General features: G+C 60.1%; 22 protein-coding genes. 20 read left to right on the forward strand and 2 right to left on the reverse strand.

Annotated features, from left to right (window positions below):
* Window positions 1–36: 36 nt before the first annotated feature.
* From BTUS_RS08005 to BTUS_RS08035, 7 genes are all read left to right on the forward strand, one after another.
* A complete protein-coding gene (locus BTUS_RS08005) occupies window positions 37–993 on the forward strand; it encodes a dipeptidase (protein WP_013075607.1) in 957 nt (318 codons plus the stop codon).
* A gap of 234 nt (window positions 994–1227) precedes the next feature.
* Complete coding sequence (cotE, locus tag BTUS_RS08010; protein ID WP_013075608.1) at window positions 1228–1755, forward strand: outer spore coat protein CotE; 528 nt, start codon at window positions 1228–1230, stop codon at window positions 1753–1755.
* A gap of 36 nt (window positions 1756–1791) precedes the next feature.
* Window positions 1792–3123, forward strand: a complete 1332-nt coding sequence (locus BTUS_RS08015; protein ID WP_013075609.1) for a YheC/YheD family endospore coat-associated protein — start codon at window positions 1792–1794, stop codon at window positions 3121–3123.
* Between the two features lie 6 nt (window positions 3124–3129).
* Complete coding sequence (locus BTUS_RS08020; RefSeq protein WP_013075610.1) at window positions 3130–4497, forward strand: YheC/YheD family endospore coat-associated protein; 1368 nt, start codon at window positions 3130–3132, stop codon at window positions 4495–4497.
* 69 nt (window positions 4498–4566) lie between these two features.
* Window positions 4567–6003: a putative amidoligase domain-containing protein gene (locus BTUS_RS08025; RefSeq protein WP_013075611.1), complete on the forward strand. Its 1437-nt coding sequence runs from the start codon at window positions 4567–4569 to the stop codon at window positions 6001–6003.
* A 27-nt stretch (window positions 6004–6030) separates the two neighbouring features.
* A complete protein-coding gene (locus BTUS_RS08030; RefSeq protein ID WP_013075612.1) occupies window positions 6031–7362 on the forward strand; it encodes a YheC/YheD family endospore coat-associated protein in 1332 nt (443 codons plus the stop codon).
* On the forward strand, window positions 7359–8486 hold the full coding sequence (locus BTUS_RS08035) for a YheC/YheD family endospore coat-associated protein (protein WP_013075613.1): 1128 nt from the start codon (window positions 7359–7361) through the stop codon (window positions 8484–8486). Before BTUS_RS08030 ends, BTUS_RS08035 begins: the two co-directional genes overlap by 4 nt.
* Here the strand turns inward: BTUS_RS08035 and BTUS_RS08040 are convergent.
* Complete coding sequence (locus BTUS_RS08040) at window positions 8395–9390, reverse strand: phospholipase D-like domain-containing protein (RefSeq protein WP_013075614.1); 996 nt, start codon at window positions 9388–9390, stop codon at window positions 8395–8397. The genes BTUS_RS08035 and BTUS_RS08040 overlap by 92 nt on opposite strands.
* A 260-nt stretch (window positions 9391–9650) precedes the next feature.
* On the reverse strand, window positions 9651–10019 hold the full coding sequence (locus tag BTUS_RS17935) for a hypothetical protein (protein WP_013075615.1): 369 nt from the start codon (window positions 10017–10019) through the stop codon (window positions 9651–9653).
* 282 nt (window positions 10020–10301) lie between these two features.
* Between BTUS_RS17935 and BTUS_RS08050 the strand changes: the two genes are divergently transcribed.
* The 13 genes from BTUS_RS08050 (at window position 10302) to BTUS_RS08110 (ending at window position 25851) form a co-directional block, all read left to right on the forward strand.
* Complete coding sequence (locus BTUS_RS08050) at window positions 10302–11210, forward strand: Druantia anti-phage system protein DruA (RefSeq protein ID WP_013074943.1); 909 nt, start codon at window positions 10302–10304, stop codon at window positions 11208–11210.
* Entirely contained in the window at window positions 11207–12622 is a 1416-nt protein-coding gene (locus BTUS_RS08055) for a transposase family protein (protein WP_013075616.1), read from the forward strand. Before BTUS_RS08050 ends, BTUS_RS08055 begins: the two co-directional genes overlap by 4 nt.
* Window positions 12623–12905: 283 nt before the next feature.
* Window positions 12906–14360 (forward strand): tRNA (N6-isopentenyl adenosine(37)-C2)-methylthiotransferase MiaB, encoded by a 1455-nt coding sequence (gene miaB, locus BTUS_RS08060; protein WP_013075617.1) that lies wholly within the window; start codon window positions 12906–12908, stop codon window positions 14358–14360.
* Window positions 14357–14788 carry a RicAFT regulatory complex protein RicA family protein gene (locus BTUS_RS08065; protein ID WP_013075618.1) on the forward strand — a complete coding sequence of 144 codons (432 nt, stop codon included), beginning with the start codon at window positions 14357–14359 and terminating at the stop codon, window positions 14786–14788. The genes miaB and BTUS_RS08065 overlap by 4 nt, the downstream gene beginning before the upstream one ends.
* Before the next feature lie 116 nt (window positions 14789–14904).
* Window positions 14905–17544 carry a DNA mismatch repair protein MutS gene (gene mutS, locus BTUS_RS08070; protein ID WP_013075619.1) on the forward strand — a complete coding sequence of 880 codons (2640 nt, stop codon included), beginning with the start codon at window positions 14905–14907 and terminating at the stop codon, window positions 17542–17544.
* A complete protein-coding gene (mutL, locus tag BTUS_RS08075; RefSeq protein ID WP_013075620.1) occupies window positions 17541–19526 on the forward strand; it encodes a DNA mismatch repair endonuclease MutL in 1986 nt (661 codons plus the stop codon). The genes mutS and mutL overlap by 4 nt, the downstream gene beginning before the upstream one ends.
* 12 nt (window positions 19527–19538) lie before the next feature.
* Window positions 19539–20342 (forward strand): class I SAM-dependent methyltransferase, encoded by an 804-nt coding sequence (locus BTUS_RS08080; RefSeq protein WP_013075621.1) that lies wholly within the window; start codon window positions 19539–19541, stop codon window positions 20340–20342.
* Window positions 20339–21274, forward strand: a complete 936-nt coding sequence (miaA, locus tag BTUS_RS08085) for a tRNA (adenosine(37)-N6)-dimethylallyltransferase MiaA (RefSeq protein WP_013075622.1) — start codon at window positions 20339–20341, stop codon at window positions 21272–21274. Before BTUS_RS08080 ends, miaA begins: the two co-directional genes overlap by 4 nt.
* Before the next feature lie 57 nt (window positions 21275–21331).
* Window positions 21332–21601: an RNA chaperone Hfq gene (gene hfq / locus BTUS_RS08090; RefSeq protein ID WP_407635229.1), complete on the forward strand. Its 270-nt coding sequence runs from the start codon at window positions 21332–21334 to the stop codon at window positions 21599–21601.
* Window positions 21602–21627: 26 nt separating this feature from the next.
* Entirely contained in the window at window positions 21628–23238 is a 1611-nt protein-coding gene (locus BTUS_RS08095) for a gamma-glutamyltransferase family protein (protein ID WP_013075624.1), read from the forward strand.
* A gap of 225 nt (window positions 23239–23463) precedes the next feature.
* On the forward strand, window positions 23464–23826 hold the full coding sequence (locus tag BTUS_RS08100) for a DUF3870 domain-containing protein (RefSeq protein WP_013075625.1): 363 nt from the start codon (window positions 23464–23466) through the stop codon (window positions 23824–23826).
* Window positions 23827–24044: 218 nt separating this feature from the next.
* Window positions 24045–24791, forward strand: a complete 747-nt coding sequence (locus tag BTUS_RS08105) for an ABC transporter substrate-binding protein (RefSeq protein ID WP_245543403.1) — start codon at window positions 24045–24047, stop codon at window positions 24789–24791.
* Window positions 24792–24981: 190 nt separating this feature from the next.
* Window positions 24982–25851: a branched-chain amino acid ABC transporter permease gene (locus BTUS_RS08110; RefSeq protein WP_013075626.1), complete on the forward strand. Its 870-nt coding sequence runs from the start codon at window positions 24982–24984 to the stop codon at window positions 25849–25851.
* Window positions 25852–25878: the final 27 nt, after the last annotated feature.

Raw genomic sequence — 25878 nt, forward strand, 5'->3', positions numbered from 1 at the left:
GGCTTTTCGTTTGTTCACATCGAGGGGGGGAACCGGTTGGAGCGCCGAGTATGGGATGCCCATGCCGATGTGCTGTGGCGGATCGCCGCCGAGCGGGTAGATTTCTACGGGTCGACATCGTCCTTGGCAGCGGGTTGGCACCGCTTGGTGCAAGGTGGAGTCAAGGTTCTGGGGTTTCCCCTGTTTGTGCCCCCGGACCGCCCCGCCGCCGAAGGGTGGAACATGCTCCTCACCCAGGCGGCCTCCTTTCACGATCGAATCGTGGGGGATGGGGAGCGGGTACGTCCTCTTTTATATCGGGAGGATGTGGCGCTGGCAGAGAAATCTCAGACGATATACGGCTTGCTGTGCCTCGAAGGGTGTTCCGCACTGGAGGGCAGTGTCGAGCGTCTTTCCCTGTGCATGCACCTCGGGGTGCGGGTAGTGGGATTGACGTGGAACGAGGCCAATGAGTTGGCCGATGGTGTCGGAGAACCCCGGGGAGGCGGGTTGACGGCTCTGGGGCGCCGATTTGTTCGGGAGATCTGGCAGCGGTCCGGCGTGGTGGATGTGGCTCATCTGGGCGAGGCGGCCTTTTGGGATGTCCTGCGGGAAGCCCGGGGGCCGGTGGTGTGCACCCATGCCGGGATGAAAGCGGTCTGGCCCCATCGCCGCAACCTGTCCGATGGCCAACTCAAAGCGATGGCCGACCTCGGCGGCGTACTGGGCATAGCCTTTGTACCCGCGTTTCTCGGGCCCAAAGGGGGATTGGATGATCTTCTTCGGCACATCGAGCACGCTCTGGAGGTCGCCGGGGATCGCCATGTGGCCTTCGGATCGGATTTTGACGGGACCGACGAAGTCTTGGAAGGCATGGAAACAGCAGCCCAATATCCGGCCTTGGAGCGGGCCCTGAGCGCCCGTTTCGGCGAGGCAACGGCCCGGCGATTATTGTGGGACAATTGGCGGGACCTCTTTGATCAGGCCCTGGCTCCGGGTCCCTCGGGAACGTGAGAAGCTTGCGGCGCAGAGGGGGAAGAGCGAGGGACGCCGATGGGTTGAAAAGCAATGGGGCCGCCGATCTCCGCGGAGGGATCGGCTTTTTTCGTGGGCACGGGGACGACCGGGCCGCAGCACCAAAGGCAGATGCCCCGCATAGAATTGGTACTAAACATGCGCCTGTTTTTACCGTCCTCACCAACCCCGGGCGTTGCAGAGAACAACTTGGCATAAAGGGGAGGGAGTATCGTGGCCAGCACAGCGAGAGACGCAGGGTGCCGCGAGATCATTACCGATGCTGTGTGCGGTCGAGGCAGCCGGTATTCGCAAATGACGTACACGATTCATCCCACGAACCGACCGTCCACCATCGGGGGATGTTGGGTGATGAATCACACCTACGAGGGTCATTTGATCGGCGACTTGGTGGAAGTTCGGGGGAGAATGGACATCAATGTCTGGTATGCATACAACAACAACAGTGAAACCGCTGTGGCAAAAGACACCGTGTCTTATGTGGAGCAGATTCCCCTGCGGGATCTGGACCCCCACTGTCTGCAAGATCGCCGGGAAGTGATGGTCAAAGTTATTCAGCCGCCCCACTGCCTGGATGCTGTAATTGCCTCCGGCGGCACCGACATCGCCGTTCGGGTGGAAAAAGAGCTTGCGGCAGAAGTAATCGGACGCACGAAGCTGTTCGTGATGGTCTGCGAACCGCCCGGTAAAAAAGATGAAGATGAGGATCTGATCGAGGACGAAGCCGAGGAAATGGCGTGATCCGGCGCGGGGTGGCAACGGGATGGGGTGTTGCCCATGGTGGAAGGGCCCTTGCGGATCGAATCCCTGGTACACACCCGGGACGTGATTTACGCCGCGGCGCCCCTGCTGCGTCGACATGGCATGCGGCAGGGATCGTCCGTGCAGATCCGAGCCGGTTTGGGGCCAGTTTGTACAGTTCAGATTCGGTCCCACATTCTCGATCCGAATATCTTGTTGATGGCACGCCCGGTGTTGCGCCGGCTGGGCCTGCAGCGGGGCGACCGAATTCATGCAAGATGGGGCGGGACACAGCTCGAGCTCGGTCCCGTCGTTGCTTTATGGTTGCCAGTTCGCCGTCGATCCCCCACCCCCGCCTTTGGCGGCCAGACTGCTTGGGCTCGGGACGCCCTGGTTGGAGCCAGGGACATGGGCGTCCTCGCCTACGTACTCGATCCCCAATCGTCACCGGACAGCCTTCGGGCATGGGGGTGGTCCAGCAAAAACGGCTGGATACGACGACCGGGCCCCGTGCCCGATGCCCTGTGGAGGCGGGGGGAACGTTTGGGTCCTCCCCGTGGGTTACGAGAGGCCAAAGAGACGGGTCTCCTAAACCTTGCACCAGACATCGGGGATAAATGGAGAATCACAAAATTTCTCCTTTTAGAAGGTTTCGGCGATCACATTCCCTGGACGCGGCCCATGTCTCTCCGCCGGGCGGAGGCCGCTCTTCTTCGCTTTGGCCGGGTTTACGCCAAACCCCGCCGGGGAAGCGGCGGCCGGGACCTCTTGCTGTTGGAGCGGCGGGGGGAAATGATTCGATGGTGTCGGTTCGACCCGAGACCAGCCCAGGGTATGTGGAGTACTCCGCTTCGCCTGTCGGATTGGCGCCGGGTGGCAGGGCACCGGGCTTACATCGTCCAGGAGGCCCGCATCCCCCTGACGGCTTTCGGACGCCCCGTGGATTTCCGCTGGTTCGTCCAACGCGGCGGATCCGGAACCTGGGATGTCACCGCCGTGGTGGCACGCCTCGCTCCGGAGGAGGATGGCCCCACCAATGTCTCCTTGGGCGGGAGGGTCCTCCCCGTCGACCAAATCCTCCAGGATGGGGAGCGGGAACGGGGAACTGCCCTGGCCTTATCGGTGGCTGGAGCAGTGGGCGAGTCGTTCCCCCACCTGGTGGAACTCGGGATCGATTTGTTGCTGGAAAGAAGCGGTAAATGGTGGATATTGGATGTAAATCCGCGTCCGGGTCGATCGACTCTGAAACAAATCGATCCAGCCTTGCGCCAATTGTCAATTCGAAAGCCCTTCGAATATGTTAAATACGCAACTGGGTACATGACGGCGGATCTGGCCGAAGAGAGAACCGGCCGATCGGAGGAGTGATGACCTGTGGTGCAGGTGACCCGTTTAATGGTGCACCGGGCGGAAGGTTTACAGGGGATATTGACCGTTCCGGATACCCTGCTCTGTGGAGGCCGGTCGGAGGTGACATTGCGACACGGTCACCATGAGACCATCGCCCGGCTCGTTCCGATGAAGGAAGCAAGCGGGATACACCTGTCAGGCAACATCTGGAAGATCTTATCTTTGCCCGACGAAAACGTGTTGGACGTCCACGTTCTGTGGGACGGGGCGGAAAACCTCCTGCGGATCGGTCCACTGCTGGCCATCATGGCCAGAGTTCGCCGGAAAAAAGGGCAGCTCAGCGGAGCTCAGGTGCCAGTGTTTGAACGGCTGTCCGAGGCTGGACGGACGCTGGGCGTCTTGACCTACGTCTTTTCTCCCTTAGAAATTCAATGGACCAAGGGTACGGTCCGGGGAGTTTATTGGAATGACGAACAAAAATGGACCATGGGCACATTTCCCTTGCCGGATGTGGTTTACGACCAGGTGGTTTCTCGCAGATTTGAGGACCGCCCGGATGTCAAAGAATCCAGGAACAAGCTCATCCGGCTTTTGTACCCGCGCTATTTTAACGCGGGTTTCTTTGACAAATGGACGATGTTCCAATGGCTCTCCGCCGATGACCGCACCCGCCGCCAACTCCCGGCCACCACTCTTTACCGGGCGCCGGGCCAAGGGACAGAATTTCTTACAGAATGGGGGGACATTTACATGAAGCCGGCCCGGGGGAGTCTGGGGCAGGGGTTGGTCCGGGTGCAACTGGCAGTCAATGGGCAGGCCTTGTACCGCTGGCGTAAGGGTCCCGGGCGGACAGAGACCGGGATCGCCAAGGATCCCCGGGCGTGGTTTGAACAGCATCATCGTTTCTTCCGGCGGCGGCGCTATATTCTGCAACAAACGATTCCCATTCCTTCCCTCGAAGGCCGGGTGTGGGACGTTCGGGCATTGATGCAAAAAGACGAGTCCCGGGCCTGGAAGCGCACCAAAATGTTCGTGCGCATCTCACATCCCGGTGAGGTGGCTTCGAATCTGGCCGCCGGGGGGCGGGCGGAGCGAGTGGAAAAAGTGCTACCTCACATGGCTTTGGGTCTTTCGGCGGAGCGCGGGTTGGTGCGGCGGTTGACTCGCACGGCCCACCACGTGGCGCAAGTGGTGGAGGAGAGCTCGGGCCTTCAATTGGGGGAGATGGGTGTGGATCTCGGGGTGGACGACCGCGGTGGTGTTTGGATTATCGAGGTGAACGCAAAGCCGTGGAAATCTCCGGATACCGACGAAGGCGATGAACGGCTGCTCGAGAGATCGTTTCTCCGCCCAATCGCTTACGCAAAATCTCTCGCCGGGTTTTCTCCCTGACGGCCGTCGAGAAGGCGGCCGGCGTTTTGGGCCGGAATGTCCGGCGGACGTGGGAAAGGGGGGAACCGCGTGCCAGTCACCGTCATCCACGCCGGCCAGGCTTCGGCAAAACGGCTGGAACGGCTATTGTCACAGAGGTTTGAAGACCGGGAGTCTGTCCGGGAGCCCGAGGTGACCATTCGATGGGGCCTGACGGATGCTCCGGACCCTCCGGGAGTCGTTCTGAACGGTCGCCGGGCTTTGGCCGACGCTTCGGTGCGGGAACGGATCTGGACGCTGTTGGCCCGCTACGGCATTCATACCCCACAGGAGTCCCCGGAATCGGAGATCCGGCGGTTGAATCTGATCCGCCAATACCGAATTCCGGTTCTCGACCACGCAATCCTGTCTTGTTTTCGCTCGGAAGACCGCAATATCTGGTTGAACAAGCGACTGAGCCGAATCCGGGATGATTACGTGGAAATCCCGGAGGATGCCGACCGAGAGACCATTCGCGCCTGCCGGCTGGCGCTGCGAGCCACCCATGCCCTTGGGTTGGATTTTGGCCTGGTGAGCCTGGGGGTTGGTCCAAAGGGGCGCCTGTTCGTACTGGACGTATCCCCCACCCCGGTCTTGACCGGCCGGCTTCTGGACCTGTTCAAGGATGGAATTGCGCGGTATGTAGAAACCCTCGCCAGGCCCCGGGGTTCGGCTCGATTGATGTTGGGGGCGGACCTGGAGTTTATGCTCCGGGGAAAGACGGGCAAAATCGTGCCGGCGTCCCGTTATTTTCCACGAAAGGGCGAAGTGGGATGCGACGATCGCACACTGCATGGGGATGCCGGTCTTTTACCCTTGGCGGAAATTCGACCGCCGGCCGCCACCTCACCGCTGAGACTCGTCGAACATATCCGGAGTGCATTGACGGAAGCCGCCCAGCTCTGCCCTTCGCGAAAAATTAAGTGGGTAGCGGGATCGATGCCCTTTCGGGGTTTTCCCATCGGCGGGCATATTCATTTCAGCGGAGTGCCGCCCGGCAGCCGATTGGTGCGCATGCTCGACACTTATGTCGGCCTTCCGGTGGCATTGCTGGAAGAGCCTCTCACCGCCCGGGTGCGCCGGCAAAAATACGGGTTTCTCGGGGATATCCGGAGAAAACCCCACGGTGGGTTCGAGTATCGGACGCCGGGCAGTTGGCTCGTCTCCCCGGAAATCTCCACCGCCGTGTTATGTCTCGCCGACATCGCGGCTCGGGAGTTCGAGCATGTGACCGAATGGCCTTTCCTCGACCCAGAGGTTCAAGAAGCCTTTTACACGGGAAATCGTTCCGTTCTGAAACCGGTATTTTTTTCGATGTGGGAGCGCCTAAAACGTTCTTCCCTATTCGAGACCTATGAAGAATATCTGTCGGTCATTCCCTGGATGATTGAGCAAGATCTGACATGGGATGAATCGGTGGACATCCGAGAAACGTGGGATATTTCGATACCAAAACGAAGGGTCAGGGCTAGGGCCGCGGCTCGATGACGGGATCGGGAAAAGGAGGGGTCAGCTATGGGGCAGGCGGTGATCGTCACGCTTCCGCTCCCGTGGGCACGCGAACTCGGGATCGCCCCTGGGGAGATGACCCAGTTGCGATTCGGCCACTGGCGGGGGCCGGCCCAAGTGGATTATGCCCGCAACCCGGGCAACTCCGTCGAAGTGATATGGAACTGGCCGGATACCCAGGAACGGATCCCCATTCCTTCCCGCCACAAGCCCCGACAAGTTCGAGGCGTTCTTGATCTTGGCCCGGTTCTGGCGGTCCTCATCGGAGCCAAGGCCGGGGATGCGGGACGTCGGCGAATTCCGCGGTGGGCGCCTGCGCTGTTCCGGGCGGGGAATCAAAAGGGCATGCCGGTCTACGTGTGTTATGCCGATGAAATTGACTGGCAGCACGGCCGGGTTCGGGGCGGCCGGAGGTGGAGGCCGGGAACAGGGGTGGATTGGCAGTGGTGGCCCCTGCCCGATGTGATCTATAACCGGGTTCCTCACCGGTGGGAGGAAGACCTGGCACCGGTGAGACAGGTGAAAACCGAAGCCGAACAGCGGGGCATCGCGGTGTTTAATTCCGGTTTCTTAGACAAATGGAGCACGTTTCGCATCCTCCGCCGGGTTTCCTGCCTTCGTCGATTCCTGCCGCGGACCGAGCGAATGGGGGATTCGGGAGCGATCGCCGCTTGGGTGCAGGCCGGTCGAGCGTTTTTTGCAAAACCCGTTCACGGAAGTTTGGGAGAGGGGCTGGTTTTTTGCGAACCCCATCCCGACGGTTGGCGAATCGGCACCCAACAGGAAGGCCGGGTCCAGCGGACCGTGGTCAGCCAGGAACGCTTGATTCATAGATTAACTGTTCTTTCCGGTCGCCGGGCGTATTTGCTCCAGGAGCAGATCGAGTTAAAAACTTATCACGGGCGGAAAGTGGATTTCCGCGTACACCTGCAGAAGGACCGCCACGGGTGCTGGAAGATGGTGGCCGCTGCGGGGAAAGGGGCACATCCCGAGGCGCTGTCCACCCACGTGCGGTTTGGCGGCAAGGTCTGGCCCGCAGAGGAAATACTCAGCCATTGGTTCGCTCATGACAGCGATACCTGGCTGAATCGCTTCTCTGACGTAGGTTGCGCGGTGGCCCGGAGCCTGGAACGGGTTGTCGGAGGGAATTTCGGCGAAATGGGGCTTGACATGGGAATTTGTACGGAAGGTCGCCTGTGGATGTTCGAAGCCAACGCCAAACCCGGACATCATATTTTCCATCATCCGGAATTGAAAGGCCGACGCACGCAGTGGGCACAAATGGTCATCGACTATGCCTCCAGGTGGAGCCGGAGCCCGAGGGGGATGACCGAATGAAACTGGCCGTTCTCCTCTGGGAAAGGCACGGGCGGCCCCTCGGCAATCTCCGGCTGTGTCGGGAACTCGCCGTAGCCGGGGAAAAACGCGGCTGGAAAATATCTATCGTCACTCCTGGAGGTCTGTTGCACTCCTCACCTCGGGATTATCAGTGGAATGGAATAAACTGGGTAATGCGGCCCTTTCGAGGGGCGGACGCCGTGTATAACCGGGTGCCCCACCGCCGCTTTGAGGCGCAGCCATCCTTTTTTTCCGCATTGGAGCAATTGCGCCTGTGGGGCATCCCGGGGTGGAATCCGGGATTTTTCTCGAAAGACCAGGTGATCCGGAGTTGGCTGGCCCGTCCGGATCTGGCCAAGCGGGTTCCCGGGACCCAACTGGACTTTGAGCCTTACCAGTTAATGTTGGAAGGAGGTCCCTGGCTTCTGAAACCCTGCGACGGCCGGGCAGGAGAGGGGATCATTGAAATCCATCGGGCATCCCGGAATGTCTGGGCCTGGCGTTGGCAGCGCCGCGGCAGAGTGAGCAAAGATCGGGGAAGTTTTGAGCGGTGCTCCGCGTTTGTCCGTCGATACACCCGGGGAAGACACTATCTCGCCCAACGCCAAATTGCTCTCGCAACCTGGCGGGGAAATCCCTTTGACTTCCGCACCCTTTGGCAAAAAGATTCGGCAGGGCGTTGGCGCCTCACGGGGATCGGAGCCCGGGCGGCGGGACGGGATCGCATAACCACGCACGTCCCTTGGGGGGGCCGCATTGCCCATCCCCATCAGGCTCTCGAACATTTCTTCGGTACCCGGGCGGAAGAAATCCTGGATGAAGTCCGCAAGACAGCGGTTTCCGCAGTGGCGCAGCTCGATCGGTCCCAGGCGGGACGACTCGGTGAAATGAGCATCGATCTCGGATGCGACCGGGAAGGGAACGTGTGGCTGTTTGAAGCCAATGCCAAACCCATGCGCTTTGATGAACCGGAGATCCACCCGGCTTACCTCGACGGAATCTTTGAAACCGCACTTTGGGCCAAGGGGCATCTCACCGGATTCGGCGAATCTGAATGTGCCAATCGTCCACCAGTTTCCGGGCGGCCTGCGGCGCGCGGAGTGCCACGATCCATTCGTGATTGACCTCAAACGCCCTCCGGGTCCAGTTGGCACTGCCGATGACGAGGACATCTTGATCGATCACCGCAGCTTTCGCATGCAGTCGTTCCCCGGCACTTCGGTACAGATGCACATCGGCCCCATCCTGGAGAAGACGGCGTTGTGCCACCGCCCGATCGGGCTGGCGGGGATCGAGGAGGACGTGCACCCCGACGCCCCTTCGGGCCGCCTCCCCCAGTGCTGCGAGCAGGGATTCATCGTTTAAGTCGAACATCTCCACATAGATCGAAGAGCGGGCTTCTGAGATCAGGGCGAGCAGCAGGTTCCGAGCGGGTTTTCCGGAGTAGGTCCAAGAACCCGCCTCATCCCGTTGGCCGATCCGCCCCGACCAGTCCCGGTCGAGGTGACTTTTTGACTCCTGGCAGACGGGGTGCAGGGGGTCGGCAATCCACAAGGCAAAATCGTGGTTGGCCCAGGATCCGGGGCCCCAGTTGACACTGCCAATGACGCATCCGCCATCGGTGACGAGAATCTTGGCGTGATCGATTCCGCCGGGCACGTCCGCTTTTCGAAGCTGGACACCGGTCCCTTTGAGAAGTTGCGCGGCCTCCCGGCTGTGAGGTTCACTGGCATCCACGATGACCCTCACCGAAACGCCCCGGGCGGCGGCCTCAGCCAGTGCGGTCACCACGGCGGGGTCTCCGAGTTCATACATTTCGACGTCGACGGATCCTTTGGCGCCGTGGATGGCTCGAATCACAACATCCCGCAGTTGTTCGCCTGGCAGTAACTGGGGGGGAAGACCCTGGGTACCGCAGCCCGGCAAAAGAAATACGATCACGAGACCCACTAGGGCTGCGGCAAGAAGCCGTGGAAAGCGGACTGGGGGCAGTCGGTGGGATCCTCGGAGCAAAAGCTTCCGGTTCACGTGTCGACCTCCTTCCCGGGGAGGGGGCATAATCGGCCGATGGCCCACATAAAGTAGGAATGTGCCTCGACGTCTTTCTCGCTGTGCCGACTTCCTCCGGGAAGTCGGTTTTTTGTCGGCCGCTCTCCTTCCAGGAATCATTGGTGAAAAGTCGACAATCCCCTTTGTTTGAACAGCAAGTCCCGGATTTAACGGATAAAAAGGGGGCAGGACGCGCCTGCACCCTCTTAGATCCGCACCCTGAAAAGCGTCTGGTTTCCTTACCAGAGGAGGAAAGCGAAGGCCAAAAGCCAGGCCCAGGCTATCCACCACCACCACCAGCCGCCGTACCACCATCCGTATCCCGGAGCAACCCACCCTACGGATTCAGCGTTCAGATAGGTGTCGACGGGCCGGGCCAACGCATGACGAATCTGATGCAACTGTTTGACATCTCCCCCGGACACCGGAGCGCTGGCCCAGGCCTGGGCGAAGGCAAACCGGGGAGCATAGTGACGCGGCACGCTGACCAGAACACCGTCGGGAGAAACCCGACGAATAATGCCGCGATGCCTGCCCCAGGGTGTGCGGAAGTCCATCCATCGGCCCACATTTCGGCTGCAGGCGGCGTACGCTTGAGCAGCAGCCATTCCAAGCACCTCCTTCCATTGTTCTCTAATAAGAAATGTGGCAGAGGGCGCGGCGGAAACGGACAACTGTACGGAAGGCACGGCAGCCTAGTCCCATTCCCCGTTCGGTGCGCCTGCGGCGCCAAGCCCAGGCCGGCCAGTGCTGACGCATGAACCGGGAAGCCCTTGGGACGCTTGACTTCAGAGCGCGTCTCAAGAAAATTTGATTGCAAATACGACTGGACAGTTCTGAGCCCATCTGAGATGATAACCTTGGAGATGATGTCGAGAGGTGAGTCTCAGATGGACGTACCCTTTTGGATTGGCGACCGAGAGTTTCGCGAGGCGGACCTGGAATTGATTCGAAACACGGTCCAGCGGTTTTCCCGCTTGAGTCGAGAGGAAATCGCGGCGACCTTGTGTGAGAATCTGCCGTGGAAGTCCCCGAATGGCCGGCTGAAAGTCGAAGCCTGCCACAAGCTGCTTCTAAAACTCGAGCAAAAAGGAGTGATTACTCTTCCGCCCTTGCGAGCCCAGGGTCCCCGAGGGTGCCGGGAACGAAGAGGGGGGGTGGTACAAACCCAGCTTCAGGCGTGCCTGCGGGATGTCCTTCCGGTCATCGTGGAGCCGGTCCGTCCGGAAGAACGGGCAGACTGGAACGCGACCATGGCGACGTATCACCCGTTGGGGTACCTTCGTGGGATCGGGGCTCGCATCCAGTACTGGATCCGGGCACAGGGGCCAAACGGACCGGTCATTGTGGGGGCGATGTTGTTTGGGGCTGCGGCGAAGGCCCTGGCTGCACGGGATCAGTGGATCGGATGGACGGCGGAGCAGCGCAGGCGGTATCGCCCACGAATCGTGAACAACAATCGGTTTCTGATTCTGCCGGGTGTACAGATTCCCCATCTGGCCAGTCATGCGCTTGCGTTGGCGGCCCGGCGGATTCGAGCGGATTGGAAGGCGCGCTATGGGTTTGAACCGGTTCTTTTGGAGACGTTTATCGAACCCCAATATCCAGGAACTTGCTACCGAGCGGCCAACTGGATCGAGATCGGGAAGACGGCGGGACGAGGAAGACAGGATCGATTCTTCGAGTATGGAACGTCCGTGAAATCGATCTGGGTCTATCCGCTGGTGCGGGACTGGCGGAAGCGGTTGGTCGAACCCTTTCCACAGCTTGTGGAAGACGAGTGGGGGGAATCGAGATGACGCTTCGGAATCCCGAGTCGATTCACCCCTGGACCCTTCCGAATCGGAAAAGCTCGTATCGAAACAGCGAGGAGGAGCGAGCGGACCGGCAAACGGCCGTGGAAGCCCAGTTGCCGGTTTGGCGAGCGTTGTTGCCGGGCTTGATGGAGAAGTTTTCGCGGATTGCCGACCCCCGACGTCCAGGGAGCATTCGGCACAAACTGACTGTGCTTCTGACGTTTGGGCTGTTTATGTTTATCTTTCAGTATGCCTCCCGCAGAAGAGCCAATCGGGAACTGACGCGTCCAACGTTTTGGGAACACTTTCGGGAGATCTTTCCGGAGGTGGAAACCATCCCGCATATGGACACGGTGCAGCGGATCTTGGAACGGATCGATCCGGGGGAGCTCGAGGAGGTGATGACGGCGACGGTGAAGCGCCTTCTGCGGTCGGGACGACTGAAGGCGCTGTTGGTCGAGAAGCAATACGTGATCGCCATAGACGGCACCCAAAAGGCGAGTCGGGGGCAGCCCTGGGCCTCGGAGGCTTTGCATCGTCGGCACGGGGAGAACCAGGCCTCGTCCATGGCCTATGCCCTGGAGGCCAGCCTTGTCAGCCCTCAAGGGGTGGTCCTCCCGTTTCTCACGGAGTTTTGCGAGAATGCGGCTGAGCAGCAGGAGTTCGAGAAGCAAGACAGTGAACTGAAGGCCTGCAAACGGCTGCTGACCCGCCTGCGCAAGATGTTTCCCAAATTGCGGATCTTGGTGGTGGCTGACGGGCTGTACCCCAACGGGCCGATGATGGCGCTGTGTCGGGATCTGCATCTGGACTTTATGTTTGTCCTGCCCCAAAGCTGTTTGCCCAGTGTGTGGGAAGAGGTCAAAGGCTTGAGAAAGATCGAACCCAACGAGCGGAGACACCGGTGGGGCAATCGCGAGCAAATCTTTTGGTGGATCAATCAGATCGACTATGATTTCAGGGAGGCTTCCGGGGCGCACCGTCGGCTTAAGGTGCATGTCGTGGGATGTACAGAGTTTTGGGAAGAGGGGGGGAAGCAGCAGGAGGCGCATTGGGCGTGGGTGTCCGGGCAGCCGCTGACGGCACAAAATGTGGTGAACCGCTGCAATCGTGCGGCACGCCACCGATGGGACATTGAGGAACAGATCCTGACGGAGAAGCACCGGGGATACGAGTATGAGCACCTGTACTCCACCGACTGGACGGCGATGCGAAACTGGCACGTGCTGATGCACCTCGGCCATCTGGTGAACGTCATGGCTTTGCATACCGAAGGGCTGATGAAGAAAGTGCGGGAACTGGGCTTTAGCGGGACGTTGAAGTTTCTGTACGAAAGCTGGACGCAGGGGTGGATGGATCGGGACTGGCTGCTGGCGCGTTGCCAAGGTCCTCCGCGGCTGACGATGGCGTTTTAACAGGAATATCTTGCAACATCGTTCTGTGGGGGAGGGGAGCTGTAACCTCTGGTGAACCAATGATCAACAGAAATGGATTTTCCCGTCATTCAGGGCGATTCTCCTTTACAGGGACACCCTACAGGCAGAAGGGATTCAGAGTCCGGGGCCGCCTCAGCTGCCTCCGAATTTTTTCTACACCGGTTCATGCGTCAGCACTGCAGGCCGGCCCGGTCAGGTGCGAGGTGGTGTCAAATATGGTATGATAAAGACAATGTGCATGTCTGGAAAGGGGTCGTTCGGCATGAGCGAACTCATTCAAATAAATGACATTTCCTTGGAACGGCACCGGCCGGGTCCCGAAAGATCGCAAAGGGTCGATTACCGGGCGATGGCCCAAGCGGTCCCCGCCGTGGGAGTCGGAAAGCGCTACTGGATCCGCACCTACGGATGTCAGATGAATGAACACGATTCGGAGATCATGGCCGGCATGTTGCAAGAGATGGGCTATCGCCCGGCCTCGGCCCCCGAGGAGGCCGATCTGATTCTCTTTAACACGTGTGCCGTCCGGGAAAACGCCGAGGACAAGGTGTTCGGGGAGATCGGCCGGATCAAGCCCCTCAAGCGCCGCCACCCGGAACTATTGCTGGGGCTGTGCGGTTGTATGGCCCAAGAGGAAAAGGTGCGGCAGTTCGTGCGGGACACGTTTCCCCATGTCGATCTCGTTTTCGGAACTCATAATCTCCACCAACTCCCGGAATTGGTGGTACAAGCCATGGCCAGTCAGGAAACGGTGTTCGCCGTATGGGATCGGCCAGGCCAGGTGGTGGAAAACCTGCCGAAACTCCGCCAAGACGGGGTGAAGGCCTGGGTCAATATTCAATATGGGTGCAACAAGTATTGCACGTACTGCATTGTTCCGTTCACCCGGGGTCGGGAGCGAAGTCGGCTGCCCGAGGACGTGGTGGCTGAGGTGAAGCAACTGGCCGAAGAAGGGATTCGGGAAGTCACCCTGCTGGGGCAGAATGTGAACGATTACGGCCTGGACCTGGGGGATGTGGATTTTGCCGACCTGTTGCAACAGGTGGCGCGGATCCCGGGGATTGAACGAGTGAGGTTCACCACCTCCAACCCGTGGAATTTTACAGACAAACTGATCGATGTCATCGCTGCGGAAGAAGCGATTTGCGAACACATTCATCTGCCCGTCCAATCCGGGAATAACCGTATCCTCAAACGCATGAATCGGGGGTATACCCGGGAGACTTATTTGCAACTCGTCGAGCGCATTCGCGACCGAATCCCCGGGGTCAGCCTGACCACCGACATCATCGTGGGATTTCCGGGTGAAACGGAGGAAGAGTTCCAGGACACGCTGGACCTCGTTCGGACGGTGCAGTTCGACAATGCCTTTACGTTCCTGTATTCCCGGCGGCAGGGGACGGCGGCGGCCCGCATGAAAGATGACACTTCCTTGGAGGCAAAAAAGGATCGCCTGCGCCGGCTCAACGAACTTCAAGCGGCGATATCTCGGCGGTATCACGAACAGTTGGTGGGGAAGACGGAGGACGTGCTGGTGGAGGGAGAAAGTAAGACGAATCCGGAGATCTTGGCGGGACGGACCCGAACGAACCGTCTGGTCCTGCTTCAGGGATCCCGGGAGTTGATCGGCCGGACTATTCCTGTCCAGATCGTCGGGGCACAAACCTGGCTGTTGCGGGGGGCACCGCGCACCGCGATCCGGGAGGTCACAGGATGAGGTGCGACACGGCGGAGGAAATTCGCCAAAGGGCACAGATCCTCGCCCAGATGATCCGGGAGTCCGAGGAAGCGGCCCGCTACCGGGCCTGCCGGCAGAAGATCGCCCGCAACGGTGAGGTGCAAAGTTTGTTAAAGTCGCAGAAACGCTTGCAGATGAGCGTCTCCGCCCTGAAGATGCGCTGTGCGCCGGTGGAGAAAATCCGCGCGGCGGAACGCGCCCTCGCAGAGGTGGAGGAGCGGCTCAGGGCTATCCCGGTGGTGGGACAGTACCAGGCCGCTCAAGAGGAGGTCAACCTCTTGGTGCAGGGAGTGGCCGAGATCATCGCCCACACGATCTCTTCCCGGTTGCCCGTAGAAGTTTCCGCAGGGGGGTGTTCCGGGGGCTGTGGCGGATGTACCACGTGCGGGGTGCAACCGGTGCCGTAAATCCCCGCCGGATTGGGGACGTCAAGAAAACGGGATGGCCGTCGGCGTGTCGGCGGCTCTTCCATTTTATTGTCGGTTGTGCGAAACAGAGATCACGGAAAGGAAGTCGGGACAACATGTCTTACACCCCGATGATGCAACAGTACCTGGACGTCAAAGGCCGTTGTCCGGACGCCTTGCTGATGTTTCGCCTGGGGGATTTTTATGAATTATTTTTTGAAGATGCGGAAATTGCCGCCCGGGAATTGGAGATCACATTGACCGGCCGGGACGCCGGGGGCGGTCGGCGGGTTCCCATGTGCGGCGTCCCGTACCACGCGGTGGACGGCTACATCGCCGCCCTGGTGGAGCGGGGCTATAAGGTGGCGATTTGCGATCAGATGGAGGATCCGGCCCTCGCCAAGGGATTGGTCCGGCGGGAGATCACACGGATCGTAACGCCGGGAACCCTTCTGGAAGACCGGGGGAAGGAAGAGAAGGAGCAACGCCTCATTGGCGCTGTCATTCCCATTCCGGAAGGGTGGTCTGTCGCCTTTGCCGATCTCTCCACCGGGGACCGTTGGGCCGGGGCTGCCCACAGCATTGAGCAGGTGATGGATGATGGTCTCCGGTACCGACCCGCCGAATGGCTCATTCCCGAGGAAGCGGCTGGCGAGCTTTGGGTCACTCAGCTTAGCAAGTCAACGGAAGCGATTCTGACACATCGGGGCCGCGGGAAAAAAACGTTCACTCGGATGGAGAATGGGGGCTGGGACGACCTTCCGGAAGCCGGTGGGGAAGAGGCTCTTGCAGCCATCGCGTCGTACATCGAGGAGACCCAGCGGCGCCAGCTCGTTCACTGGAAGCCGGTTCAACCCCTCCACGACGCCACCTACATGGCGGTGGACGCCTTTGCCCGGAGAAATCTGGAGTTGGTTCAAACGGTTCGGGAGGGACGGCGGACGGGGTCATTGTTGTGGCTGTTGGATGAGACGGTGACCGCCATGGGCGGTCGGCTCCTCCGGCAATGGCTGGAAAAGCCTTTAATCGACCCTGTCGCCATCGCCAGGCGCCAGGATGGCATCGAAGAGTTGGTCGGGGAGTGGATACGGAGAAATCAACTGCGCGAGGACCTTCGCCGCGTGTATGACCTTGAGCGGTTGCTGGGCCGGGTGAGCTATGGCAGCGCCGGGCCCCGGGATCTGCGCGCCGTGGCGCAAAGCTTGAGCCAGGCCCCAAAGCTGGCCGCCGGGCTGGCCGGCGCCGGATCCTCCATCTTGGCCGATATTGAGCGACGCCTGGATCCTTGTGAAGAAGTGCGGGATCTCCTGGACCGGGCCCTGGCCGACGACCCTCCAGCCACAGCGAAGGAACCGGGCGTCATCCGGGACGGGTTCTCTCCGGAACTGGATGAACTGCGCCGGGCATCCCGAGAGGGGCGGAGCTGGATCGCCGCCCTCGAACAGCAAGAGAGGGAGCGAACGGGGATCAAATCCCTCAAAATCGGCTACAATCGCGTATTCGGTTATTACATAGAAGTGACCAAAGCCAATCTCGCCCTGGTTCCACGGGAATATGAACGCCGTCAGACCTTGGCCGCCAGCGAGCGGTATGTGACCCCGGAATTGAAAGAGATGGAAAGCCGTATCCTCGATGCCCAGGAGCGGGCGGAGGCCATCGAGTACCAGTTGTTCGTGGAGCTGCGGAGCACCGTGGTGAAGGCGCTCCCCCGCCTCCAGCGTTTGGCCGGGGCGATGGCCGAATTGGACGTCCTTTGTGCTCTCGCCGAGGTGGCGGCAAAACGCCGATACACCCGTCCTGTTGTGGATGACAGTTCGGTCATTGAGATTCGCGGCGGCCGACACCCGGTGGTGGAGGCGGTCCTGCCCGATGGCACATTTGTGCCGAACGACACTTTTCTCGATGGCGACCATCGGCGGGTCGCCCTCATCACTGGCCCGAACATGGCGGGGAAAAGCACCTACATGCGCCAAGTGGCCCTGATCGTACTCCTCGCCCAAGTTGGGTCTTTCGTTCCCGCGGACTTTGCCCGGATTGGCATCGTCGACCGTCTCTTCACCCGAATCGGCGCAGCGGACGATCTGGTGGCGGGCCAAAGCACCTTTATGGTGGAGATGGTGGAGTTGGCGACCATCCTCCGAAACGCCACCCCCCGCAGCCTGATCATCCTCGATGAAATCGGTCGGGGAACCTCGACTTATGACGGGATGAGCATCGCCCGGGCGGCGGTGGAGTATATTCACGATCCCACCCGGGTGGGGGCGCGAACTTTGTTTGCGACCCATTATCACGAGCTGACCGGCCTCGCCGACGAACTACCAGGAGTCCATAATTTTTCCACAGAGGTCCGAGAGGATTCCGGGGGAATCGTATTCCTGCATCGTTTGGTGGACCGTCCTGCCGACCGCAGCTACGGCATTCACGTGGCCAGACTGGCGGGGCTTCCGGAAGACCTGTTGGAGCGGGCTGAAGCCATCCTCACAAGCATGGAGCGGGTACAACAGGGCCTCTCCCAGACGGCCGCGGCTTGTGTCGGGGGAGAAGGGGGCGGTGCTGACCGAGATCTGCCGAAAGTTCCACAGGAAACCGGGGGTCGATTCACTGCCGATGACGCGGAGCAGGGACTTGACGAGGCCCCCCTGCACCCGGTTCTCGAACGCCTCCGCAATGCCCGGGTTCTGGACATGACCCCGATTCAAGCCCTGCAAGAGCTCTACGAACTACACCTTTTGGTCCGGGAGGAGAACGAACCATGAGCGCCATACATATTCTGGATCCCGGCCTGTCCAACCGCATCGCAGCCGGGGAGGTGGTGGAGCGTCCGGCCTCGGTGGTGAAAGAGCTCATCGAAAACAGTATCGATGCCCAGGCCACCCATATTCGCGTCGCCGTGGAGGAAGCGGGGATGAAAACCATTCGGGTGGTGGACGATGGCACGGGCATGGATCGGGAAGACGCAGAGCTTGCTCTGCGGCGGCACGCCACCAGCAAAATCGCTTCAGAACGGGATTTGTTTCGCATTCGAACCCTGGGGTTTCGGGGGGAAGCCCTGCCCTCCATCGCCGCGGTCTCAAAACTGGTGCTGAAAACTCGTCGCCGGGAAGATGACGCCGGTACCGAAATTCGGGCGGAGGGGGGGACCATTGTCTCCACGGCCGAGGTCGGGATGGCGCCCGGAACGGATATTTTCGTCGAGGAGTTGTTTTTCAACACCCCCGCTCGGCTAAAATACATCAAGTCCCTGCACACGGAGGGCGCCCATGTGGTGGATGCGGTGACCCGGGCGGCCCTGGCCCACCCGGAAGTTGCTTTCACCCTTTCCGCCGATGGGCGACCTGTCGCGACAACCCCGGGGGACGGGCGATTGCTCCACGCCGTGGCGGCGCTGTACGGTCGGGATTTGGCGGAAAAATGTATCCCGGTGGAGGAGCGGGGCCTCGATTTGCGGGTCTGGGGGTTGGCGGGGTTACCCGAGATCCACCGGGCGGGCAGGGGGCACGTGATGTTTTTTGTCAATGGACGGCCGGTTCGCAACCCGGCGCTGACCCGAGCGGTGCTCGACGTCTACGCGGGAAGGCTCCCAATCCATCGAAACCCAGTGGTATTTCTTCATTTGGAGCTGGATCCCGGCCTCGTGGATCCCAATGTGCACCCGGCCAAACTGGATGTCCGTTTTAGTGAAGAAAGGGATGTGGCGGGGGCGGTGGAGAGGGCGCTGGGCCGGGTTCTGGACAGGGCCCGGGCCATTCCAGGTCTGCATTCGCCCACCGAAGGGCCGCGAGAAGGGCGCAATCCCCCTCCCCAAGGGCCAGATGCGGCTGCAGGCGATGCGGCGCAAAAAACTCAGAGAGGCTCCCGGGCGCAGACTCTCCGGGAGAGCCAGATGGCGTTTCGGTGGGACAGTCCCCCGGGAGGAGGGAGGTCCCCTGCGAGTCCGCTGGCCAGGCAGCGAACCCTGGAGGCCCTCGCCCCGATCACTGCTGAAGAACAACCCGAAGCTTCCGGGGAGCGAGGGGGGGAGACCGGATCTCGGAGCAGTCTTGGGCCAGAGGTCCCAGTGGATTCGGAAAGAACGGAAAGCAATAGGACAACGGAAGAGGCAGCGGCTGCGGTGGAGCTTGAAGGGGTTGGAACAGCGGTTGTCCGGCCCCGGGTTCCCGAATTGCGGGCGGTGGCCCAAGTGCTCAACCTGTACATCGTCGCCGAAGCGGAAAACTCTTTGTTTCTGATCGACCAGCACGCCGCCCACGAGAAGATTTTATACGAGCGGTTTTCACGCCAAATCACCCGGCGGGAAGTGGGCCCCATGCCGCTGTTGGTGCCCATCACGGTGGAACTGAGTGTCGCCGAAATGCACCGGTTGGCCCCTCACCTCGATATGATGCAAGAGTACGGGCTGACCGCCGAGCCTTTCGGCGACAACGCCCTCGTGGTTCGGACGGTTCCCGACATCTGGGATGGCCAGGACATCACGGCTCTGACCCGGGAGTTTTTGACCGAGTGCGTCGAGCGGCCGATGGGACAAGATCCCCGAAAACGCCTGGAGCAAGGAGTGATCACCCGGGCCTGCCGGGGAGCAGTAAAAGCTGGACAGCCATTGTCCATGCCGGAGATGCAGGCACTGTGCGACCAACTCCGGGAACTGGACAACCCCTTCTCCTGCCCCCACGGGCGGCCCACGATTCTGCAATGGACCCGACGGGACTTAGATCGACAATTCCAGCGGATTCAGCACTAGGGGAGGGGGACCATGACGGCTGATCTTCGCGGGGTTGTGACCACCGCCGCCCGGCCAGACCCCGAACTCCTTCACCGGGCCGGGGAAATCGCCCGCCGTCTGGGGCTGCCTTTGGTGTCCCGGGACCGCCGCAAACTTGACGAGATTTTGGCGGAATACGCGGCATCGTTTTCCGCCGTGGCAACCCGGGAGGGTACATTCCTGTATGCGGACGGCCGGCAGTATCGCTATCATCCCGGAATGGCGGTGGTGCGCCTCCGTCAGGTAATACGCGGGCATCCCGACCCCCTTCTCGAAGTGGGGGAGGTTCGGCCCGGAGATCGGGTGGTGGATGCCACCCTGGGCCTCGGGGCGGACGCCATCGTGCTCAGCCACGCGGTGGGCCCGGAAGGGCGAGTCGTGGGCGTGGAGGACCGGCCGGTGGTGGCATTGTTCGTGGAGGAGGGTTTGAGCACATACGCCTATCCGGCACTTCCGGAGCTCGAGGCGGCCATGCGACGCGTTGAGGTGGTGTGGGGGGATCACGTCGATTATCTGCGCCGGCTTCCCGACCGGTCTGTGGACCTGGTGTATTTTGATCCCATGTTTCGCAAAACGATCCCCGCCTCCCGGGGGATCGATGCTTTGCGGGTGTTCGGGGATCCGTCCGCTCTCCGCTTTGAAGCGGTGAAGGAGGCGGTGCGCGTGGCCCGTCGGCGGGTGGTGTTGAAAGATCGCCGGGATGGCGGAGAAATCGATCGCCTCGGATTTCGGCCGGTTCCAAAAGGCTCGGGTAGGATCCAGTTCGGTGTGATCGATGTGGGGGGTGGAAAATGAATCCGGTTCTGTTTATTGTCGGACCGACGGCCACGGGCAAATCGGACGTAGCCATCCGGGTGGCCAAACAGATTGGAGGGGAGATCATCTCCGCGGACTCCATGCAGATCTATCGAGGTATGGACATCGGCACGGCGAAAATCCCCCCCGAGCAGCGGCAGGGGGTTCCCCATCATCTGATCGACGTGGTGGATCCGGATACGCCCTTCACCGTCGTGGACTATCAGAGGCTGGCCCTTGAAACGATTGAGAACGTGTCTCAGCGCGGAAGGTGGGCGATTGTGGTGGGGGGGACGGGATTATATGTGAAAAGTCTCACCCACGGGCTGGATTTTTCCCCGGCAGGAGAGGACCCGGGGTATCGACAAGAACTGCGAGCCCGGGCTGCCCGGGAAGGTCCCGAGGTCCTGCACCGACTTTTGGCCGAGGTGGACCCGGAGACCGCCCGCCGTCTTCATCCCCACGATGTTCGGCGGATCATCCGGGCTTTGGAAATCCACCATCTGACGGGGCTGCCCATGTCCCGCGCGGCGGGGCGTCGGGGCTCCCTCATCCCCTTTCTCATGTTCGGCCTCACCATGGAGCGCGAAGCCCTGTATCGGCGGATCAATGACCGCGTGATTCAAATGATCAAACAGGGTTGGATTCAAGAAGTTCAGAGGCTTCTGGAGCGCGGATATTCCCGGAACTTGACTTCGATGCAGGCCATCGGATACAAGGAATTGGGCGATTATCTTGCCGGTGAAATGGCCCTGGACGAGGCGATCGAGAGGATTCAACGCGGAACCCGGCGGTACGCGAAGCGACAGTGGAGTTGGTTTCGGGCCCAGCCGGTTCACCAGTGGCTGGACGTTGGAGGGATATCCTTGGAGGAGGCCGGTCGGAAAATCGCAGAAGCTGTAGGAGGGCGGAAGGGATTTCGTAAGGCGTAACGAATACATTAGGAAAAGATGGGTTAGAGAGGGGCCGTGTAGGTGAACAAACAAACAATGAACATTCAGGACACGTTCTTAAACCAATTGCGCAAAGACAACATCCCGGTGACGGTGTATCTGGTGAACGGCTTTCAAATCCGCGGCGTGATCCGGGCATTCGACAATTTTACCATTGTGGTGGAATCGGAAGGCAAGCAGATGATGGTGTATAAGCACGCCATCTCGACGTTCACCCCCCAGAAGGCGGTGTCCTTGCACCCATCCGCCCAGACCGGGGGAGACGAACGGCGCGACGTCCCTCCGACCGACGCTTCCCGATCGTGACTTGCAGAGAGGTGGGAGGGATTCGCATGCAGTTTGATCCTCATGATCATCCCCACCCCTCTCGGCGAGTGGCCATTTATGCCCGGCGGGGAATGGTGGCGACCTCCCAACCTCTGGCTGCCCAGGCGGGACTCGACATGCTCCGGCGGGGCGGCAATGCGGTGGATGCGGCCATCGCCACCGCCATCGCACTGACTGTCGTGGAGCCGACATCGAACGGGATCGGAGGGGACGCCTTCTCGTTGGTCTGGAGCGGCGGCCGCCTTCACGGGCTGAACGCCAGCGGCCCGGCTCCCCGCCGCTTGACCATCGCTGAATTGGAAAGCCGGGGCATTCGAGACAAGATGCCCGAGGTGGGTTTTGCGCCGGTCACCGTCCCCGGCGCCCCCGCAGCCTGGGCGGAGCTGTCCAAGCGATTTGGCCGCCTGTCGTTCGCTGCGTTGTTTGAACCCGCCATTGAACTGGCTCAGGCCGGATACCCGGTCTCTCCGGTGACAGGGAGGGCATGGGAAGCCGCGTATCGCCGATACGAACGGGAACTTACCGGACCGGAGTTTTCCGCATGGTTCAGCACCTTTGCCCCGGAGGGAAGGGCCCCTCGAGTTGGCGAGATTTGGCGGTCGCCAGATCACGCCGAAACTTTGCGCAAGATCGCCGAGAGCGGGGCCGAGGCTTTTTATCGGGGGGAGTTGGCCGAGCGGATCGACCGATTTTCTCGGGAGTACGGAGGGTTCATCCGATTGGAAGACTTGGCGGCATTCCGCCCGGAGTGGGTGGATCCCATCCATGTGGATTACCGGGGTTACGATGTGTGGGAGATTCCGCCCAACGGCCATGGCCTGGTGGCCCTTATGGCCCTGAATTTGCTCAAATGCTTTGACCTGTCCGGTCGCAGCCCCGCAGATCGATACCATATCGAGATTGAGGCAATCAAGCTGGCCTTTGCGGATGGCCGGCATTATATCGCCGATCCTCGGTTTATGTCCGCCCGAGTAGAGGATCTGCTCTCGGAGGGATATGCTGAAGAGCGCCGTCGGTTGATCGGGGAATCGGCCGCTCTTCCGAACCCGGGTCGGCCGCAGGCCGGCGGGACGGTGTATCTTTGCGCGGCCGATGGCGAAGGCAACATGGTTTCTTACATTCAGAGCAATTATCAGGGGTTCGGATCGGGGCTGGTGGTGCCCGGGACAGGCATTGCCCTTCACAACCGCGGGGCGAACTTTTCCTTGGATTCTGCCCACGTCAACGCCTTGGCGCCGGGGAAGAGGCCCTATCATACCATTATCCCGGGATTTTTGACCAAGGCCGGCCAAGCGGTCGGTCCCTTTGGGGTCATGGGTGCGTTCATGCAACCCCAGGGTCACGTCCAGGTATTGGTCAACATGATCGATCTCCGTCTCAATCCTCAAGCGGCCCTGGATGCTCCCCGGTGGCAGTGGCTCGAGGGACGCAAGGTTGCCGCCGAATACGGAATCCCTCCCCATGTGTTGGAATCTCTGTCTCGCCGGGGACACGAAATGGCTTGGTCGGCGGATACCGGCTCGTTTGGCCGGGGCCAGATCATCTGGCGCCTCGACAACGGCGTCCTTGTCGGTGGGACGGAACCCCGGGCTGACGGTCAAGTAGCGGCGTGGTGAAGCAAGCGGGTTTGAAGGGGCATCCTTGTCTCATCCCGTCCGCTTTTTCTCCAAATCGACTGGCTTGCTCTGCCGTTCGAATCTTTGTGTGATCGCAAGCCCTCTTCGGTGCATGTAAAGCCAAGTACGGGATACAGGGAAAAGACGAGATCGCAAAAACATGTTGACGAAACTCCTTCTATTTTGATATAAAGAAATAAAGAAGAATGGTGAGAAAAGGGGGGTATGTTTCGCAGAGTGCTGAATGAACCGACGGGGCCTTGGGCGGAAGAACACTACGTGTTCGCGGCGGGATTCGCTGAACTTCCGAAGGGGACAACGGCGTACGAAGCATACCGCATCGTATCGTTCGTGATGGTTGTGGACTCGCGAACGGACATCGTGGTTGACGCGGGGTTTTCTTTCGCTTTGCCCCTAACCGGGGAATTCGTCCGATCATTGGTGATCGGCGAGAACGTCCTCGATGGGCTCGACGCAATTCAGAAGAAAGTGCGAACCCGGTTTTTGGCGCCGGCTCAAGGCGCACTTCTCCAAGCGGTGCGCAGTGCCTTCGACCGGTACCGCGAAGGGAAAGTCCAGAAACAATAGAATTTTTGCTGGTTGTTTGCGGAGGCGGTGCATCGACGAGGTGCACGGTTTCGAAGAGCAAACAGGGCCCGGCTGATGATCCCGTAACGAGAAGGGGATCGGTCGGGCCGTTGTCTTTTATGTCGTTTTGAACTTGTTGTTTGGAATCCAACGGCGGAGGTGTACACATGGGGAAAGGGTGGCGCTTTTTTACGGCGGTCGCATTATCAGGCTTGATGATGACCGCATGCGGTGCCGCAGGTACATCCACATCCGGAAACGGCGGTACAGGCGGTAACGCTGGAGGAAAGGCGTATAAAATCGGGGTGGACCTGGAACTCACGGGACCTTCCAGTGTATGGGGCGAACCGCAGATTCACGCGGTGGAAATGTTGGTGGATGAGGTCAATCAGAAAGGAGGGATTAACGGGACGCCCATTCAACTTATCAAATACGACAATCAGTCAAAAGAGACGGAATCGTTGGTTGTCGCCAAAAAACTTGTCGAACAAGACCATGTACTGGCCATTATCGGGGCGGGCGCAACGCCGACGACGATGCCGCTTGTCCCGTATGTCACTCAGCAAAAAGTTCCCATGGTATCCGTGGGATCGGGCGACGCCATCGCAAGCCCGGCTTCGGAGCGAAAATGGGTGTTCAAGACGCCGGTCAGCAATCAGAGCATATCGAAAAAAATCAGCGAGTACTTAAAACAAAAAGGATGGACCCGCGTGGGCTTCTTGTCGGTGAACAATGCCTACGGCGAAAGTGGAAAGAGTGAGTTCGAAAAAACGGCCCAATCCTATGGAATTCAGATTGTTTCCTCTGAACGGTTCGGTGCGACGGACACCGACATGAAGCCTCAGCTGACATCCGTAAAAAATAAGTCTCCGGATGCGCTGGTGGTTTGGGCGATCCCTCCTGCACGGAATGGCGTACGACGCAACCCTCCTCATCATCGAGGCATTGAAGTCCATCAAAGGTGAGGTGACTCGTGATTCACTTCGTGACGCCATCGAACAGTCAAACGGAGTCGTGGGAATTACGGGGATTTTCCACCTCAGTCCCCAGGATCATGTCGGGGTGAGCGACAAAGATTTGACCATGCTTCAGTTCCGTAACGGTCGGTGGGTTATCGCGCAATAGACCGAAGCAATAGACCGAAGGGTGAATGATATGGCGGACGCAGTTCAACTTGTCCTTTCCGGCCTGGCGTTGGGCGGTATTTATGCCCTGATCGCCGTGGGATTCGTGACCGTTTTTAAAGTCTGCGGGCTCATCAATTTTGCACAAGGAGATTTCGCCACCGTCGGCGCACTGTCGTTGGTGATGTTTTTCGCCAGCGGGTTGCCGACATGGATGGCTCTTTTCGGAGCGATCGTGGTGGCGGCCATCGTCGGGGGCGTGTTGCACCGTGTGTTTTTGGACAAACTTCGCGATCAGGCGGAAACGGTCCAGATCATTGCCACGATCGGATTGTCCATCGTACTTCAGTCCGTGGGACAACTGTTGATGGGGAGTCAACCGCGTGCCGTCTCCCCGTTCCTCCCCGGGCAACCGTATCATTTCATGGGCGGAGCCGTTCCGCGACAGGACGTGGTCATCCTCGTTACCGTGGCCATTTTGTTTGTTCTTCTGTTCTTTTTCTTTGAAAAAAGTTATGCGGGGGCTGCTCTCCGGGCGGTCATGTTGAACCGCGACTCGGCGAGATTGCTGGGTATCTCCGCCCGATCGATGGCCACATTCAGTTTCGTTATCGGAGCGGCCGTTGCGGGACTCGGGGGCGCAGTGATCGCACCGGTTACCTTGGTTTCGTATGATATGGGGCTCACTCTGGGGTTGAAAGGATTTGTTGCAGCGGTGGTCGGCGGACTTTCAGACGTCCCGGGTGCTGTGGCCGGCGCGTTTATTCTCGGCATGCTCGAATCGGTGGGAGCCGGTTTCGTTTCGTCGGCATATAAAGAGGCCATCGCCTTCGTTGTCTTAATCGTGATTCTTCTGTGGCGGCCGAATGGTTTGTTCGGCAAGAGCGCCGATCGTGCGTGAAAGTGATACTTTACGGCGTCTTAAAAG

This window comes from Kyrpidia tusciae DSM 2912 (assembly GCF_000092905.1).
GTDB lineage: Bacteria > Bacillota > Bacilli > Kyrpidiales > Kyrpidiaceae > Kyrpidia > Kyrpidia tusciae.

Coding starts and splice junctions, on each gene's coding strand:
- BTUS_RS08015 (WP_013075609.1), top strand. CDS start 1,792: ATGGTGGAAGGGCCCTTGCGGATCGAATCCCTGGTACACACCCGGGAC.
- BTUS_RS08030 (WP_013075612.1), top strand. CDS start 6,031: ATGGGGCAGGCGGTGATCGTCACGCTTCCGCTCCCGTGGGCACGCGAA.
- BTUS_RS08035 (WP_013075613.1), top strand. CDS start 7,359: ATGAAACTGGCCGTTCTCCTCTGGGAAAGGCACGGGCGGCCCCTCGGC.
- BTUS_RS17935 (WP_013075615.1), bottom strand. CDS start 10,019: ATGGCTGCTGCTCAAGCGTACGCCGCCTGCAGCCGAAATGTGGGCCGA.
- BTUS_RS08050 (WP_013074943.1), top strand. CDS start 10,302: ATGGACGTACCCTTTTGGATTGGCGACCGAGAGTTTCGCGAGGCGGAC.
- BTUS_RS08055 (WP_013075616.1), top strand. CDS start 11,207: ATGACGCTTCGGAATCCCGAGTCGATTCACCCCTGGACCCTTCCGAAT.
- miaB (WP_013075617.1), top strand. CDS start 12,906: ATGAGCGAACTCATTCAAATAAATGACATTTCCTTGGAACGGCACCGG.
- BTUS_RS08065 (WP_013075618.1), top strand. CDS start 14,357: ATGAGGTGCGACACGGCGGAGGAAATTCGCCAAAGGGCACAGATCCTC.
- mutS (WP_013075619.1), top strand. CDS start 14,905: ATGTCTTACACCCCGATGATGCAACAGTACCTGGACGTCAAAGGCCGT.
- mutL (WP_013075620.1), top strand. CDS start 17,541: ATGAGCGCCATACATATTCTGGATCCCGGCCTGTCCAACCGCATCGCA.
- BTUS_RS08080 (WP_013075621.1), top strand. CDS start 19,539: ATGACGGCTGATCTTCGCGGGGTTGTGACCACCGCCGCCCGGCCAGAC.
- miaA (WP_013075622.1), top strand. CDS start 20,339: ATGAATCCGGTTCTGTTTATTGTCGGACCGACGGCCACGGGCAAATCG.
- hfq (WP_407635229.1), top strand. CDS start 21,332: ATGAACATTCAGGACACGTTCTTAAACCAATTGCGCAAAGACAACATC.
- BTUS_RS08095 (WP_013075624.1), top strand. CDS start 21,628: ATGCAGTTTGATCCTCATGATCATCCCCACCCCTCTCGGCGAGTGGCC.
- BTUS_RS08100 (WP_013075625.1), top strand. CDS start 23,464: ATGTTTCGCAGAGTGCTGAATGAACCGACGGGGCCTTGGGCGGAAGAA.
- BTUS_RS08105 (WP_245543403.1), top strand. CDS start 24,045: ATGACCGCATGCGGTGCCGCAGGTACATCCACATCCGGAAACGGCGGT.
- BTUS_RS08110 (WP_013075626.1), top strand. CDS start 24,982: ATGGCGGACGCAGTTCAACTTGTCCTTTCCGGCCTGGCGTTGGGCGGT.